Origin of the sequence: Buttiauxella sp. JUb87, from assembly GCF_004361975.1 — a bacterium.
In the GTDB taxonomy this organism is placed as follows: Bacteria; Pseudomonadota; Gammaproteobacteria; order Enterobacterales; family Enterobacteriaceae; genus Buttiauxella; species Buttiauxella ferragutiae.
Window position 1 is genome coordinate 285,401 of sequence record NZ_SNVY01000001.1, and the last position, 15,388, is coordinate 300,788.

General features: G+C 54.6%; 11 protein-coding genes and 1 pseudogene. 11 read left to right on the top strand and 1 reads right to left on the bottom strand.

Going from position 1 to position 15,388, the window contains the following annotated elements; genetic code table 11:
* Window positions 1–6 precede the first annotated feature (6 nt).
* The 10 genes and pseudogenes from atzF to EC843_RS24940 all read left to right on the top strand — a co-directional run bounded on the left by atzF (window position 7) and on the right by EC843_RS24940 (window position 13,036).
* Window positions 7–1,803, top strand: coding sequence for an allophanate hydrolase (gene atzF / locus EC843_RS01225; RefSeq protein WP_133521449.1), 1,797 nt, complete (start codon window positions 7–9; stop codon window positions 1,801–1,803).
* A gap of 11 nt (window positions 1,804–1,814) precedes the next feature.
* Window positions 1,815–5,435, top strand: a complete 3,621-nt coding sequence (gene uca / locus EC843_RS01230; RefSeq protein ID WP_133521450.1) for an urea carboxylase — start codon at window positions 1,815–1,817, stop codon at window positions 5,433–5,435.
* Window positions 5,436–5,532: 97 nt separating this feature from the next.
* Window positions 5,533–6,210, top strand: a complete 678-nt coding sequence (locus EC843_RS01235; RefSeq protein WP_064546829.1) for a GntR family transcriptional regulator — start codon at window positions 5,533–5,535, stop codon at window positions 6,208–6,210.
* A gap of 25 nt (window positions 6,211–6,235) precedes the next feature.
* Window positions 6,236–7,507 (top strand): urea ABC transporter substrate-binding protein, encoded by a 1,272-nt coding sequence (gene urtA / locus EC843_RS01240; protein WP_133521451.1) that lies wholly within the window; start codon window positions 6,236–6,238, stop codon window positions 7,505–7,507.
* Between the two features lie 59 nt (window positions 7,508–7,566).
* Window positions 7,567–9,057 carry an urea ABC transporter permease subunit UrtB gene (gene urtB / locus EC843_RS01245; protein ID WP_133521452.1) on the top strand — a complete coding sequence of 497 codons (1,491 nt, stop codon included), beginning with the start codon at window positions 7,567–7,569 and terminating at the stop codon, window positions 9,055–9,057.
* A complete protein-coding gene (urtC, locus tag EC843_RS01250) occupies window positions 9,057–10,130 on the top strand; it encodes an urea ABC transporter permease subunit UrtC (protein WP_121813452.1) in 1,074 nt (357 codons plus the stop codon). The genes urtB and urtC overlap by 1 nt, the downstream gene beginning before the upstream one ends.
* Window positions 10,130–10,927 carry an urea ABC transporter ATP-binding protein UrtD gene (urtD, locus tag EC843_RS01255; RefSeq protein ID WP_064546823.1) on the top strand — a complete coding sequence of 266 codons (798 nt, stop codon included), beginning with the start codon at window positions 10,130–10,132 and terminating at the stop codon, window positions 10,925–10,927. The genes urtC and urtD overlap by 1 nt, the downstream gene beginning before the upstream one ends.
* A 131-nt stretch (window positions 10,928–11,058) precedes the next feature.
* A complete protein-coding gene (gene urtE / locus EC843_RS01260; protein WP_133521453.1) occupies window positions 11,059–11,757 on the top strand; it encodes an urea ABC transporter ATP-binding subunit UrtE in 699 nt (232 codons plus the stop codon).
* A gap of 103 nt (window positions 11,758–11,860) precedes the next feature.
* Window positions 11,861–12,508 (top strand): annotated as a pseudogene (locus tag EC843_RS24705) (GNAT family protein); the annotation flags it as partial.
* Complete coding sequence (locus tag EC843_RS24940) at window positions 12,509–13,036, top strand: GNAT family N-acetyltransferase (protein WP_279535810.1); 528 nt, start codon at window positions 12,509–12,511, stop codon at window positions 13,034–13,036.
* 60 nt (window positions 13,037–13,096) lie between these two features.
* Here EC843_RS24940 and ydeE read toward each other — a convergent pair whose 3' ends face one another.
* Window positions 13,097–14,299 (bottom strand): efflux MFS transporter YdeE, encoded by a 1,203-nt coding sequence (gene ydeE / locus EC843_RS01270; protein WP_121813455.1) that lies wholly within the window; start codon window positions 14,297–14,299, stop codon window positions 13,097–13,099.
* Between the two features lie 190 nt (window positions 14,300–14,489).
* Here ydeE and eamA point away from each other — a divergent pair, with 190 nt between their 5' ends.
* Window positions 14,490–15,383 (top strand): O-acetylserine/cysteine exporter, encoded by an 894-nt coding sequence (gene eamA, locus EC843_RS01275; protein ID WP_133521455.1) that lies wholly within the window; start codon window positions 14,490–14,492, stop codon window positions 15,381–15,383.
* The last annotated feature ends 5 nt before the right edge of the window (window positions 15,384–15,388 follow it).

Here is a 15,388-nt window from a genome sequence, read left to right on the forward strand (position 1 = left end):
CAGTTTATGTCAGTAGCAACCTTGCCTGAATGGGTCGCGAGTTACCGCCAGCACCCGCAACAGCTAGTGGCGGCATATCAGCAATTAAATGCAAATTTATCCCGTGATGATAATGCGTGGATATATATCGCCACGCAGGATGAAATTTATGCGCAATTAACCACAATTTTTCAGGCAATTAATTCTGGTGAAAAGCAAGTAGCAGATTTTCCATTATTAGGCGTTCCTTTTGCGGCGAAAGATAATATTAATGTTGCCGGAATGCCCACCAGCGCGGCGTGCCCGGCATTTACTTACACCCCTGAAAAAGATGCGACGGTGATAGCCCGCCTGAAAGCGGCCGGGGCGATTGTGGTCGGTAAAACCAACCTCGACCAGTTTGCCACCGGATTAGTCGGCACTCGCTCTCCGTTTGGTGCAGTAAAAAATACCTTCAACCCTGAATATGTCAGCGGGGGTTCCAGTTCGGGCTCCGCATCGGTGGTGGCTCGCGGGCTGGTGTGCTTTTCATTGGGCACCGACACTGCCGGTTCAGGCCGCGTGCCAGCAGGTTTTAACAATATTGTTGGTCTGAAACCGACCAAAGGTTGGGTTTCTACTGCCGGTGTGGTTCCTGCGTGTCGATTGAACGACTGTGTTTCAGTGTTCGCATTAACCGTTGAAGATGCTGAAACCGTTGCAGCGATTGCTGGCGGTTACGAGCGGCAAGATCCTTACTCCCGCGCCAACCCGCAGACCGCTCCGGCACGTTTTAGTGAAAAACTCCGTTTTGCCATTCCCGATCGGCTTGAATTCTTTGGGGACCGTTTAAGTGAAGTGGCTTTCGCCAAAACCCTGGCGCGTTTGCAGCAGCAGGGCGCGGAACTGGTACCGATTGATTTCACGGTGTTTAACGAGTTAGCCGCTCAACTGTATAACGGCGCGTGGGTGGCGGAGCGCACCGTGGCGGTGGGCGAAATTTTCAAAAATCAGCCTGAAGCGATGGATCCTACCGTGCGCGGTATTGTGGCGAACGGCCTGAACTACACGGCCTGCGATGCCTGGCAGGCGGAATATACCCGTGCGGAACTGGCGCAAAAAATCAACGCGCAACTGAGCGAGTTTGATGCGCTGGTGGTGCCCACGTCACCGACCATTCATACCCTCGCTGAAATGGCGCAGGAACCAGTGCGCTACAACTCGCAATTTGGCACCTACACCAACTTTACCAACCTGGCTGACCTCTGCGCGCTGGCGCTGCCGGGGGATTTCCGCGCAGACGGAATTCCTGCCGGAATCACGCTTATCGCGCCCGCATGGCATGACCAGGCGCTGAGTCACTTCGGCAAAAGCTGGCAGCAGGCGTTGAACCAGCCGCTGGGTGCGACTGAAAAAGCACTTCCTGCGACCATTACCGCAAAAATCTCGGCAAACCACGTTCGCGTTGCCGTGGTGGGTGCACATCTGCGTGGAATGCCGCTCAACCACCAGCTCACCACGCGCAATGCGGTGTTTATCGAAGAATCGCGCACCGCTGCCAATTATCGCCTTTATGCGCTGGCCAATACTCAGCCGCCAAAACCGGGCCTTGCCCGCAGTCTGGAAGGGCAGCCGATTGCCGTAGAACTATGGGATATCCCGCTGGCTAGATTCGGTGAATTTGTGGCGGAGATCCCCGCGCCGCTTGGGATCGGTACTTTGACTCTGGAAGACGGCAGAAGCGTGAAAGGGTTTATTTGCGAACCCGCAGCACTAAGCGATGCCACGGATATTACCGCGTGGGGCGGCTGGAAAGCCTGGCTTGCCCGTCACCACAGCGCCTGAGGAGATGAAAAATGTTTAGCTCAGTATTGATAGCCAACCGCGGTGAAATTGCTGTTCGCGCCATTAAAACATTGAAAAAAATGGGGATCGCCAGCGTGGCGGTGTATTCCGAACCCGATGCCAATGCACAGCATGTGATGGATGCCGACGTCGCCATCGCGTTGGGCGGTGAGAAAGCGGCTGAAAGCTATCTTGATATCGAGAAAATCATCGCAGCAACCAAACAAAGCGGCGCGCAGGCGATTTTCCCAGGCTACGGTTTTTTGTCCGAACGCGCGGAATTTGCCCAGGCGTGCGCTGAAAACGGCCTCGTTTTTATCGGCCCCACCGCTGAACAAATCCGTGACTTTGGGCTGAAGCATTGCGCTCGCGACCTGGCGTTTAAAGCTGATGTACCAATGACGCCGGGAACCGGTTTGCTGTTAACGCTGAAAGAAGCGCAACTGGCGGCAGCTGAAATTGGTTACCCGGTAATGCTGAAAACTACCGCTGGTGGTGGTGGCATTGGCCTGACACGTTGTGAAGATGAAGCGAGCCTGGTTGACGCCTGGTCGAGCGTGAAACGCATGGGCCAGCAGTTTTTCAGCGACGATGGCGTGTTTATCGAGCGTTTTGTCGACCGCGCCCGCCATCTTGAAGTACAAATTTTTGGCGACGGCAAAGGCAAAGTGGTGGCGCTGGGCGAGCGTGATTGTTCATTGCAACGCCGTAATCAGAAAGTGGTGGAAGAAACCCCTGCGCCAAATTTACCGCAGGCCACACGTGAAGCGATTCACGCCGCCGCCGTGGCACTCGGCGAATCGGTGAATTACCGCAGCGCTGGCACCGTGGAGTTTATCTACGATGCTGCCCGCGATGCGTTTTACTTCCTCGAAGTGAATACCCGTTTGCAGGTAGAGCACCCGGTTACCGAAATGGTCACCGGTCTGGATCTTATCGAATGCATGATTAACGTCGCCGCAGGCATCACTCTTGACTGGCAGCGTTTAGCGCAACCGCCGAAAGGGGCATCCATCGAGGTGCGCATTTACGCCGAAGATGCGTTGAAAAACTTCCAGCCAAGCCCTGGCGTGCTGACCGACGTTTTCTTCCCCGAAAATGTGCGCGTCGATGGTTGGGTGAGTACGGGCAGCGAAGTGAGCGCGTTTTACGATCCGATGATCGCCAAAGTGATCGTCTACGGTGACGATCGTCAGCAGGCGTTAAGTAAACTGAACACCGTACTTGCCGCCACGCGTTTACACGGTATCGCCACCAACCTCGATTACCTGCGCCAAATAGTGCAACTGGCTGAATTTAAAGCCGGAATGATGTGGACGCGTTTGCTTGATGGTGTGGAATACCAGGCGCATGCGATTGAAGTGCTGGAGCCGGGCACCTGGAGCAGCGTGCAGGACAGCCCTGGCCGACTGGGTTACTGGGACATTGGCGTGCCGCCATCGGGGCCAATGGACGATTTTGCGTTCCGCCTCGCAAACCGCATTGTCGGCAACCATCCGTCAGCCGCCGGGCTGGAATTTACCCTGCAAGGGCCAACGCTGCGTTTCCACAGTGCGGCGACCATTGCCTTAACGGGCGCGGATTGCCCGGCAACGCTCGACGATGAAGCGGTTCCTTACTGGCAGCCAGTGATTGTGAAAGCAGGGCAAACGTTAAAGCTGGGGCGTGCGACTTCGGGTTGTCGCACCTATCTGGCGGTGCGTAACGGAATTGATGTGCCGGTGTATCTCGGTAGCCGCTCAACGTTTGCCCTTGGGCAGTTCGGCGGCCACGCCGGGCGCACCTTGCGAGTGGCGGATGTGCTGGCGATTTCCCAGCCTTGCTTGCCAGCCTGCACCACGCCTGCGCCGATTTCACTGCCGCAAACGCCGGAACCGGCGGTGATTCCGCAGTACAGCGATGTGTGGGAAATCGGTGTGTTGTACGGGCCACACGGTGCACCTGATTTCTTCACGCCGGAGTCGATGCAAACGTTCTTTGAGTCCGAATGGCAGGTTCACTACAACTCCAACCGCCTTGGCGTGCGATTAGTTGGCCCGAAACCGCAGTGGACGCGAGCTGACGGTGGCGAAGCGGGGCTGCATCCTTCCAACGTTCACGACTGTGAATACGCGATTGGCGCGGTGAATTTTACCGGAGACTTCCCGGTGATTTTGACGCGCGACGGCCCAAGCCTTGGTGGGTTTGTTTGCCCGGTGACCATTGCCAAAGCGGAACTGTGGAAAGTTGGGCAGGTGAAGCCTGGCGACCGTATTCGCTTCCACGCCATTACTTTTGAACATGCTCAGTCGCTTGAAATCGCCCAGGACGTGGCGGTCACTAATTTGCTGCACGTGTTGAACCTGCCGGATTTGCACCCGTCGATCACCCCAACTACCACTTCAAGTGCGGCAATTCTCGCAGAACTGGCGGCGCAGGGTGATTTACCGGCGGTGGTTTACCGCCAGGCAGGTGACAACTATGTGCTGATCGAATATGGCGACAACGTGCTGGATTTGGCGCTGCGCCTGCGTATTTATCTGCTGATGAAAGCCATCAATCAGGTCGGGGTTTCAGGCATTGAAGAGCTTTCGCCGGGCGTGCGTTCGCTGCAAGTGCGTTACGACAGCCAGCATATTTCCCAGTCGCAATTACTCACTTTGCTGCTTGGCCTGGAAAAACAGCTCGGCGATGTCACGAAACTTAAAATCCCGTCGCGCATTGTGCATTTGCCGATGGCCTTTGAAGACAGCGCAACCCTTGCCGCCGTTGAGCGTTACAAAGAAACCGTGCGCGCCGATGCGCCATGGCTACCCAATAACGTTGATTTTATTCAACGCACCAATGGGCTGGCGCACCGTGACGAGGTTCGGGAGATCATCTTTAACGCCAGTTATTTGATTCTGGGTTTGGGAGATGTGTATCTCGGCGCACCGTGCGCAGTGCCGCTCGACCCGCGCCACCGCTTACTCAGTTCGAAATATAACCCAGCGCGCACCTGGACTGCCGAAGGCACCGTCGGGATTGGCGGCATGTATATGTGCATCTACGGCATGGATTCACCCGGTGGATACCAACTGGTGGGGCGCACGCTGCCTATCTGGAATAAATTCCTTAAAAACGAACAGTTTGGCGACGAACCATGGCTGCTGAAATTCTTCGACCAGGTGCGTTTTTATCCGGTAACGGAAGATGAGTTGACCGAGTTCCGCAGCGCTTTCCGTGAAGGACGCGCGCAGGTGCGTGTTGAAGAAGTCGAGTTTGATTTTGCCGCTTACACCACGTTCCTTGCCGACAACGCCGATGACATTGCTGATTTCCGCCAGCACCAACAACTGGCATTTAACCGCGAAGTGGTGAACTGGAAAGAGCAAGAAAGTGCTGCCATTGAGATCGCGATGCAGGCGGAGCCGCTGGATATTGAAGACCAGGAGGGCCATCTGGTGAGTGCCGATTTGAACGGCAATATCTGGAAAATCCTCGTGGAACCTGGGCAAACGGTGAAGCAGGGTGAGCCGTTGATTGTGGTGGAAGCCATGAAGATGGAACTGATGGTGGCCGCACCATGTGATGGCACGGTCTTGCGAATCAGTTGCCAGCAAGGGCATCCGGTTGGGCCGGGTGATGCGTTGTTGTGGCTGGATGCGGTGTGATGTTTGGTAACGGACGCCCTCATCCCGACCTTCTCCCCCAGGAGAAGGAGAAAACCGGACAATTCCCTCTCCCGTGGGAGAGGGTTAGGGTGAGGGCATGAAAAAACCAGAAGGCATTGCCGAGCGCATCTACCGCTTACTGAAACAGGAAATTTTTGATTTCCAGTTACTGCCTGGCGACCGATTCAGCGAAAACGACATCGCAGTGCGCATGGCGGCGAGCCGCACACCGGTGCGCCAGGCGCTGTATGCGCTGGAACAAGAAGGCTATGTCGAAGTGCAGCCGCGTAGCGGTTGGCAGATCAAAGCGGTGGATTTCGATCATCTGGAATCACTCTACGATCTGCGCATTGTGCTGGAACTGGAAGCCGTAAAACGGCTATGTGCGCTGCCTGCAGAAGTACGCTCGCGGCCGTTACAGGCGCTAAAGCAGTTCTGGATTGATGCACCGCAATTGCCAGACGGCGCGGAAGTCGCCAGCCACGATGAAGTTTTCCATATGACGCTGGTGGAAGCCGCAGGTAACCCGGAAATGGCGCGGGTACACCGCGAAATCACCGAAAAAATTCGTATTGTGCGGCGGCTGGATTTCACCAAACGCCCCCGCGTCAGTGCCACGTATCTCGAGCATGGGCAGATTTTGCTCGCCATTTTGAACCGTCAACTTCAGGAGGCGCAGACCCGCTTACACGACCATATAGCCGCAAGTCAGAAAGAGGTCCGTCAAATTACTCTCCATATGCTTCATCAGGCGAAGCATGGGGTTATTTCTTAATAATACGTTTGGGAGTACACACACTATGCAACGTCGCACCTTCATTAAAGCTTTCGCGCTCTCCGCGTCTGTTGTCAGCATGGGGCTGGCCTTCAGCGCACAAGCTGCTGACACCATCAAAGTGGGCATCATGCACTCGCTGTCCGGCACTATGGCGATTTCTGAAACGCCGCTCAAAGATGTGGCGCTGATGACCATCGCCGACATTAACGCCAAAGGCGGCGTGCTGGGCAAACAGCTCGAACCGGTGGTGGTTGACCCGGCGTCAAACTGGCCGCTGTTCGCTGAAAAAGCACGCCAGTTATTAAGTCAGGATAAAGCGGCGGTGGTGTTTGGCTGCTGGACGTCGGTATCACGCAAATCAGTATTGCCGGTGTTTGAGGAGCTGAACGGGCTGCTGTTCTACCCGGTGCAGTACGAAGGTGAAGAGATGTCGCCAAACGTGTTTTATACCGGGGCGGCACCAAACCAGCAGGCGATCCCGGCGGTGGAATACCTGATGAGTGAAGACGGTGGGGCGGCGAAACGCTACTTCCTGCTGGGTACGGATTACGTTTACCCGCGCACCACCAACAAGATTCTGCGCGCGTTCCTGCATTCCAAAGGCGTGCAGGATAAAGACATTGAAGAGGTGTATACGCCGTTTGGTTACAGCGATTACCAGACCATTGTTGCCAATATCAAGAAATTCTCGGCGGGCGGCAAAACCGCGGTTATCTCCACCATTAACGGCGACTCCAACGTGCCGTTCTACAAAGAACTCGCCAATCAGGGCCTGAAAGCGACCGATGTTCCGGTGGTGGCGTTCTCGGTCGGCGAAGAAGAGCTGCGCGGTATCGACACCAAACCGTTGGTCGGCAACCTGGCGGCATGGAACTACTTCGAATCGGTCGATAACCCAACCAACAAAGCGTTTGTCGCCGAATGGAAAGCCTACGCCAAAGCCCACAAGCTGCCGAATGCCGACACGGTCGTGACCAACGACCCGATGGAAGCGACCTACGTCGGCATCCATATGTGGGCGCAGGCGGTGGAGAAAGCCGGCACCACGGATGTGGACAAAGTTCGTGAGGCGATGGCAGGGCAAACATACAAAGCGCCGTCTGGCTTTACGCTCACCATGGACGCCACCAACCACCATCTGCATAAGCCAGTGATGATTGGTGAAATCGAAGGCAACGGCCAGTTCAACGTGGTGTGGCAGACCGATGCACCGGTACGCGCCCAGCCGTGGAGCCCGTTCATTGCCGGTAACGACAAGAAGTCTGACGAGCCTGTGAAAATGGCGAGCAACTAAAGCAAAACCAGTGTCGGGTAAGCGCAGCGTCATCCACCATAAACTCCAGGAGACGCCCAATGAAACTTGTACGCTGCCTGTTATTCGTAGCCTGGCTGCTGCCGTGTTTCGCTCATGCCGGAGACGCTGAGGATTTTGCCGCAGCAAACCGCACGCAACAGGCAAAACTGCTGCAAACATGGGCGGCGGCACCGGATGCAAAGCGGTTACCGTTACTCAACGCTCTGGCGCAAGAAAATCTGGTCATTAACGATAAAAAAGTCCGACTGACTAACCGATTACGCGTTCTTGCAGGCAGCGCACTCGCCAGTCATCGCCTGATAAGTGACAACGTCACTGAGCGTTTGCAAGCGGCAAAGGCGCTGCAACGCGATGTCCAGCCTGATTTGCTGCCGTTGCTGCAACAAAGGCTGAAAGCTGAACCGGATGAAAATGTCCGCCACGCGCTGGAAGGCGTGCTGGCACAATTACAACTCGCCAGCACTGACGCAAAAGTGCGTTTAAATGCAGTCGACCTGCTGAGTCACTCGGCTGACCCCGACACCCAGGCACTACTCAAACCGCTGACGGACGCGCAGACCGAACCCGACGCGCAGGTGCGCAAAGCGGCGAGCGAAGGGCTGAAAAAAATTCAACACCGTTTAATGCTGGGCGAGATTCTCGGTCAGGCATTTATGGGGCTGTCGCTGGGTTCTATTTTGCTGCTGGCAGCGCTGGGGCTGGCGATTACCTACGGTTTGCTGGGCGTGATTAATATGGCGCATGGCGAAATGCTGATGTTGGGTGCGTATTCCGCATGGCTGGTGCAAAGCGCTTTTCAGCAATATGCACCGGCCTGGCTGACGTTTTACCCGATTGTCGCTTTGCCGGTGGCATTTGCCATCACCGCCGGAATCGGCATGGCGCTTGAGCGCACCGTGATTCGCCATCTTTATGGCCGCCCGCTGGAAACCTTGCTGGCGACGTGGGGCATCAGCCTGATGCTGATTCAAATTGTGCGTATGGTGTTCGGCGCGCAAAACATGGAAGTCGCCAACCCGGCGTGGCTGTCCGGTGGCGTGCAGGTGTTGCCGAACCTGATTCTGCCGTGGAACCGCCTGGTGGTGATTGGTTTCGTGATGCTGGTGTTGCTCTTCACCTGGTTGCTGCTCAATAAAACGCGTCTTGGCATGAATGTGCGAGCCGTGACGCAAAACCGCGCCATGGCCGCCTGCTGCGGCGTGCCAACCGGGCGCGTGGATATGCTGGCGTTTGGCCTCGGTTCCGGCATTGCAGGTCTTGGCGGGGTGGCGCTTTCTCAGCTTGGTAACGTCGGCCCGGAGCTGGGGCAAGGCTACATCATCGATTCATTCCTGGTGGTGGTGCTCGGCGGTGTCGGGCAACTGGCGGGAACCGTGGCCGCAGCTTTCGGGCTTGGGATCTTTAACAAAATTCTGGAACCGCAAATTGGCGCGGTGCTGGGCAAAATCCTCATCCTTGTGCTGATTATTCTGTTTATCCAGAAACGACCGCAAGGCCTGTTCGCCCTGAAAGGGAGGGTTATCGACTGATGAGCCAGCCGCTAACGTTAACACTGACCCGCAAAGCACCGCGCATCTCGATGGCGCTGGGTTCGCTGATGGTGGTGCTGATGCTGACATTGCCGTTTCTGACGCTGTTGCCAGCCAGTCATCCACTGAGTCTTTCGACTTACACGCTGACGCTGGTCGGTAAAATCCTCTGTTATGCAACTGTCGCGGTTGCGCTGGATTTGGTGTGGGGATACGCCGGGTTATTGTCACTTGGGCATGGCATTTTCTTTGCACTCGGCGGCTACGCGATGGGCATGTACCTGATGCGTCAGGCCGCAGGCGACGGGCTACCGGCGTTTATGTCGTTCCTTTCCTGGGATCAATTGCCGTGGTTCTGGTGGGGTACGCAGCATTTTGCCTGGGCGTTGGCGCTGATTGTACTGGTGCCGGGGCTGCTCGCGCTGGTGTTTGGCTTCTTTGCCTTCCGCTCAAAAATCAAAGGCGTCTATTTCTCGATTATGACCCAGGCGCTGACCTACGCCGGAATGCTGCTGTTCTTTCGCAATGAAACTGGCTTTGGTGGCAACAACGGTTTCACTGGCTTTACCACTATCTTAGGTATGCCGATTACCGCAACGGGTACGCGCATCGGGCTGTTTATCGCCACGGTTTTGTTGCTGATGGCAAGCCTCGGAATAGGTTTCACATTGGCTCGCAGCAAGTTTGGCCGGGTACTAACCGCGGTGCGCGATGCGGAAAACCGCCTGGTGTTCTGCGGTTATGACCCAAAAGGTTTCAAGCTGCTGGTGTGGACGCTATCTGCGGTACTTTGCGGGCTGGCGGGGGCGTTGTATGTGCCACAAGTTGGGATTATCAACCCTGGTGAAATGTCGCCAACCAACTCTATCGAAGCCGCTATTTGGGTGGCACTCGGCGGGCGCGGCACGCTGATAGGCCCGATCCTTGGCGCAGGTCTGGTGAACGGTGCGAAAAGCTACTTCACCATGGCAGTGCCGGAATACTGGCAGCTGTTTCTTGGCCTGATTTTTATCGTCGTCACGCTGTTTTTACCGCGCGGCGTGATTGGCCTGCTGCGTAAAGGAGAGAAATAATGCAACCCGGCGAACCACTTTTTACCCGCCAGCATGAGGCTGACCGCTTCCGCGACCAGACCGACCCGGTACTGATGCTGGAAAACATCAATGTCAGTTTTGACGGTTTCCAGGCTCTGACGAATTTGTCGCTCAATATTGGCGTTGGCGAATTGCGCTGTGTAATTGGCCCGAACGGTGCCGGAAAAACCACGCTGATGGATGTGATTACCGGCAAAACCAAACCGCAAAGCGGCAGGGCATTTTACGATCAATCCACCGATTTAATGTGCCTCGAACCGGCAGATATCGCCAAACGCGGCATTGGCCGCAAATTCCAGAAGCCGACGGTGTTTGAAGCGCTGACGGTGTTTGAAAATCTCGAAATTGCCCAGAAAACCGATAAATCGGTGTGGGCGAGTTTGCGGGCGAAACTGAATTCTGAGCAGCGCGACCGCATCGACGAAATGCTGACAACGCTGCGACTCGCTGCCGAACGCCATCGCAAAGCGGGCCTGCTTTCCCATGGGCAAAAGCAATTTCTCGAAATCGGCATGTTGCTGGTGCAGGAGCCACATTTGCTGTTGCTCGATGAACCCGCCGCAGGCATGACCGATGCGGAAACCGAATATACCGCCGAACTGTTTCGCGGGCTGGCGGGCAAGCATTCGCTGATGGTGGTGGAGCACGATATGGGCTTTGTGGAAACCATTGCTGACCATGTGACGGTGTTGCATCAAGGGCAGGTGCTGGCGGAAGGTTCACTGCGTGAAGTGCAGGCCAACGAGCAGGTGATTGAAGTGTATCTGGGGCGCTAAATTCATGGTGGAGGACGCTGCGCTTTTCCACCCTACAACTTCATGGTGCATGACGCTTCGTGTTTCCACCCTAAAACTGTCCATGTAGGTCGGATAAGCGAAGCGTCATCCGACACAAACGCGGGGTAACTATGCTCATAGTCAACGATCTAAACCAATACTACGGCGGCAGCCATATTCTGCGCGGCGTCTCGTTTGAAGCAAAGATTGGTGAAGTCACCTGCCTGCTGGGGCGCAATGGCGTGGGCAAAAGCACATTGCTGAAATGCCTGATGGGGTTGATCCCGGCAAAATCCGGTAGCGTGAACTGGCAGCAAAATAATATCACCAGCCGCAAACCACACCAGCGTGTACAGGCAGGAATTGCCTATGTGCCGCAGGGCCGCGAGATTTTCCCGCGCTTAACGGTCGAAGAAAATCTGCTGATGGGGCTTTCACGTTTTACCGGGCGTGAAGCTAAACAAGTGCCGGAAGAGATTTATCACTTGTTTCCGGTACTCAAAGAGATGAAGCAGCGGCGCGGCGGCGACCTTTCCGGTGGGCAACAGCAGCAACTGGCCATTGGCCGTGCGCTGGCCTGTAAACCGCAGTTGCTGATTCTGGACGAGCCGACCGAAGGGATACAGCCTTCGGTGATTAAGGAGATCGGTCAGGTTATTAGTAGTCTTGCCGCAAAAGGCGATATGGCTATTTTGCTGGTCGAACAATTTTATGACTTCGCCGCCGACCTTGCCGACAGCTATTTAGTCATGTCGCGCGGTTCAATCATTCAACGCGGCGCGGGAGCGAATATGGAAACCGATGGGGTAAGAGGGCTTGTTGCCATTTAAACCACGGTATGGTCTACAAAAACGGCCACATTTTGGTTCTTTGTGTTGTGCCTTTAGTTGTTTATATTCAGGAGACTAATGTCAAAACCTGGTGAGGCGTCGCTTGAGTGGATTAAACGAATATCAACAACCAGTAGGCCATGCTCTGCCAGCCTGGCAGCCGTGCCCGCGCCCGCAACGTAGGGTGCTGGAAGGGCGCTTTTGCCGCCTCGAACCGCTATCTGACGCACATAGTGCAGATTTGTGGGCCGCATGGAATACGGCGCAAGATAGCCGCGGCTGGACGTATCTGAGCATCGGGCCGTTTGCTGAGCAACAGCAATTTGCCGACTTTATTGCCAGTGCCGCGCAGAGCAACGACCCGCTGCACTTTGCGGTTGTCGATTGCCAGAGCGGCAAGGCCTGGGGAACGCTGTCACTAATGCGTATCGACCCGGCGAACGGGGTAGTTGAAGTCGGTTTTGTGATGTATTCGCCGTTGCTGCAACGCACTGTTCAGGCTACCGAAGCCCATTATCTGCTGATGAAATATGCCTTTGACCTGGGCTATCGTCGCTATGAATGGAAATGTGACAGTCTGAATGGCCCATCGCGCCATGCGGCGATCCGCCTTGGCTTCCGTTATGAAGGGTTATTCCGCCAGGCCGTGGTGTACAAGCAGCGCACTCGCGATACCGCGTGGTTTTCGATTCTCGATAGCGAATGGCCGCTGATTCAGCAGGCATTTGAAAGCTGGCTTTGCGTTGAGAATATGCCGGATGGCGTGCAGAAACAGGGGTTGGCGCAGATTCGTGAAAGCCTGAGCCACCATCGGCCAGCCGACAGCAGAAACACGCTGCAAGTCAGAGCACTGGAAGAGGGCGATCACGCGGCGTGGGCTGTTTTATGGCAGGGTTATTTGACGTTTTACAACAGCCAGCTCAGTGATGAAATTAGCCAACTGACGTGGCGCAGAATGCTTGACCCTAACGAACCGATGTTTGCGCTGGGGGCGTTTGACGGGCAGGGGAAAATGGTCGGTTTTACCCATATGGTTTACCACCGAGGCACCTGGTCGGCAGAAGATCATTGTTATCTTGAGGATCTGTTTACCGCGCCTGAATCACGCGGCAAAGGCATCGGGCGGGCATTAATCGAAGGGGTTTATCAGCATGCTCAGGCGAAAAGTTGCCAGCGAGTGTACTGGCATACCCATGAAACCAATGCCGCAGGCCAGGCGTTATATGACAAGTTAGCGGATAAGCCGGGCTTTATTCAGTATCGAAAAGATTTGGTTTAGCGTAACCCGTTATACGGTTTCGGTTTTGTAGGGTGGATAAGCGCAAGCGTCATCCACCATTTAATTGAGCACCAACATCGGCTTGGCCGCCATCCCTTTCACAACCATCAAATAAGCCAGCGCGATGGCGGCCATCAATACCACAAACAGCATATACGGCGGCAACCAGGTCAGCATTAATCCGGTGAATAGTGGATTACATGCGCCGCCTAACCATCCCAATTGTTGGGCTGAGAAATAGCTGGCTTTCAGTCCCGCTGGGGCAATGTTATCCACCAGCATATATTCACCAGGGGCGAAGATAAGCTCGCCGAGAGTAAACACCGCCGCCGATAAGCCCCACAGCAGTAAGTTGTCGCCGGAAATCATAAAGCCTGCCAGCCCGGCGATGAAAAATAGCGTGCCGTATGCCATCAGCTTTTTAATGTTATCCGGGCGAATGCGTTTACCAACCATGTATTGAAAAACCACCACCACAAACGCATTCACTGGCAGAACCACACCCACCACTTTTTGTGCCAGATCCGAATCAGAGATGGCAATTGCATACTGCGATAAACATGCGGCGAACGAGCCGAAGACCAGCGAGCCGAGGAACGCCGACAAAGTGAAATACATCAGCGCCTTATCTTTGAGCATTTGCAACGGCGAAAGCCTGACGTTGCTGTCTTGCTGGAGTTCACTCACCGGCACGCTATGCACATAACGGCTAATCACGATAAACGGAATGATCGCCGTCAGGCCGGATAACCAGAATGGCAGGTTAGTGCTGTAGAGCACCGCCAGCGTGCCAATCGGCGGGCCAACCGTCCAACCGATATTGGCGAAGGTGTAATTGAGCGAGAAAATTTTCGGTTTCTGGTGAATTTCCAGCGTGTCAGAAAAATAGCCTTTTAGCACCGTCGCAAACACCGAATAAGCGCAGTTAATCAGCGAGTAAAATACCACCACCAGAACGGCGTTATTCACCAGCGGGATCGCGACAAATCCGCCGAGAAAAATCACAATCGCCAGCAGCATGTATTTTTTCTTGTCAAATTTATCTGCCAGGATGCCAAACCACAGGCTGAAAACCACCCCAGCGGTGAGAGCCATCGTCAGCGCCATGCCAATTTCGTTTAACGGCATGTTGTATTGCCGGGAAAGGTAAATGGTCATGAAGGGGAGCGTTAGCCCACGTCCTACGGTCAGTAACAGTGAGGAGAGCAGTAAAACGCTGATGGAGAGTTGCTTGCCAGAGAAACGCGTTGCTAAAGAAACCATTTTATCGTTTGTTTTTATTAATGATTAATTGGGGGGTATCAGATTTAGCATGAAGATTTGGCAAAGTATAGATGCCGTTTATCAGGGAATGCTTTCTGTATCTAAGCTTTAAAGTGCCAACTGTATCTATTCAAACTGTTAGTTTAGCCGTAATTTTTAACAAATTTGTAATATCAACAGAGGTCGAAGTATGACGCGCAAAGATGGACTGCTGGCGATGCTGGTCGTAGTGGTGTGGGGGCTGAATTTCGTAGTGATCAAAATGGGGCTGCATAATATGCCGCCGCTGTTATTGGCTGGTCTGCGTTTCTTGCTGGTTGCTTTCCCTGCGTTACTGTTTGTCGCGCGTCCGAAAATTCCTTTTCGCTTGCTGGCCGCTTACGGGCTGACGATCAGTTTTGGGCAGTTTGCATTTTTGTTCAGCGCCATTAAATTTGGCATGCCTGCGGGGCTGGCTTCACTGGTGCTTCAGGCGCAGGCGTTCTTCACTATTATCCTCGGCGCGTGTGTCTTCAAAGAACGTCTGCAAGGCAAGCAACTGGCGGGGATTTCCCTTGCTGTTATCGGTGTGCTGGTGCTGATTGAAGGCAGTCTTGGTGGGCAACATGTGGCTTTGCTCGGTTTTATGCTGACGTTGGCCGCGGCGTTTAGCTGGGCATGCGGCAATATCTTCAATAAGAAAATTATGCAACTGGAGGCGCGTCCGCCAATTATGTCTTTGGTGGTGTGGAGTGCATTAATTCCGGTACTGCCATTCTTTGCCGCCAGTTTCCTGTTCGATGGGGCAGCCGTGATGTGGCAAAGCCTGATAGCCATTGATATGACGACGATTTTGTCGCTGGTTTATCTCGCATTTGTAGCAACAATTGTTGGTTACGGGATTTGGGGAAGTTTGCTGGGGCGCTACGAAACCTGGCGTGTTGCACCGTTATCGTTACTGGTGCCGGTTGTCGGGATGGCGAGTGCCGCATGGCTGCTGGGGGAAACCTTGTCGATGACACAGTTAGCGGGGGCGCTGCTGATTATGGGCGGATTGTATATTAATGTCTTCGGCTTGCGGGTGCGCAGAACGGTGACGAATTAGTGTGC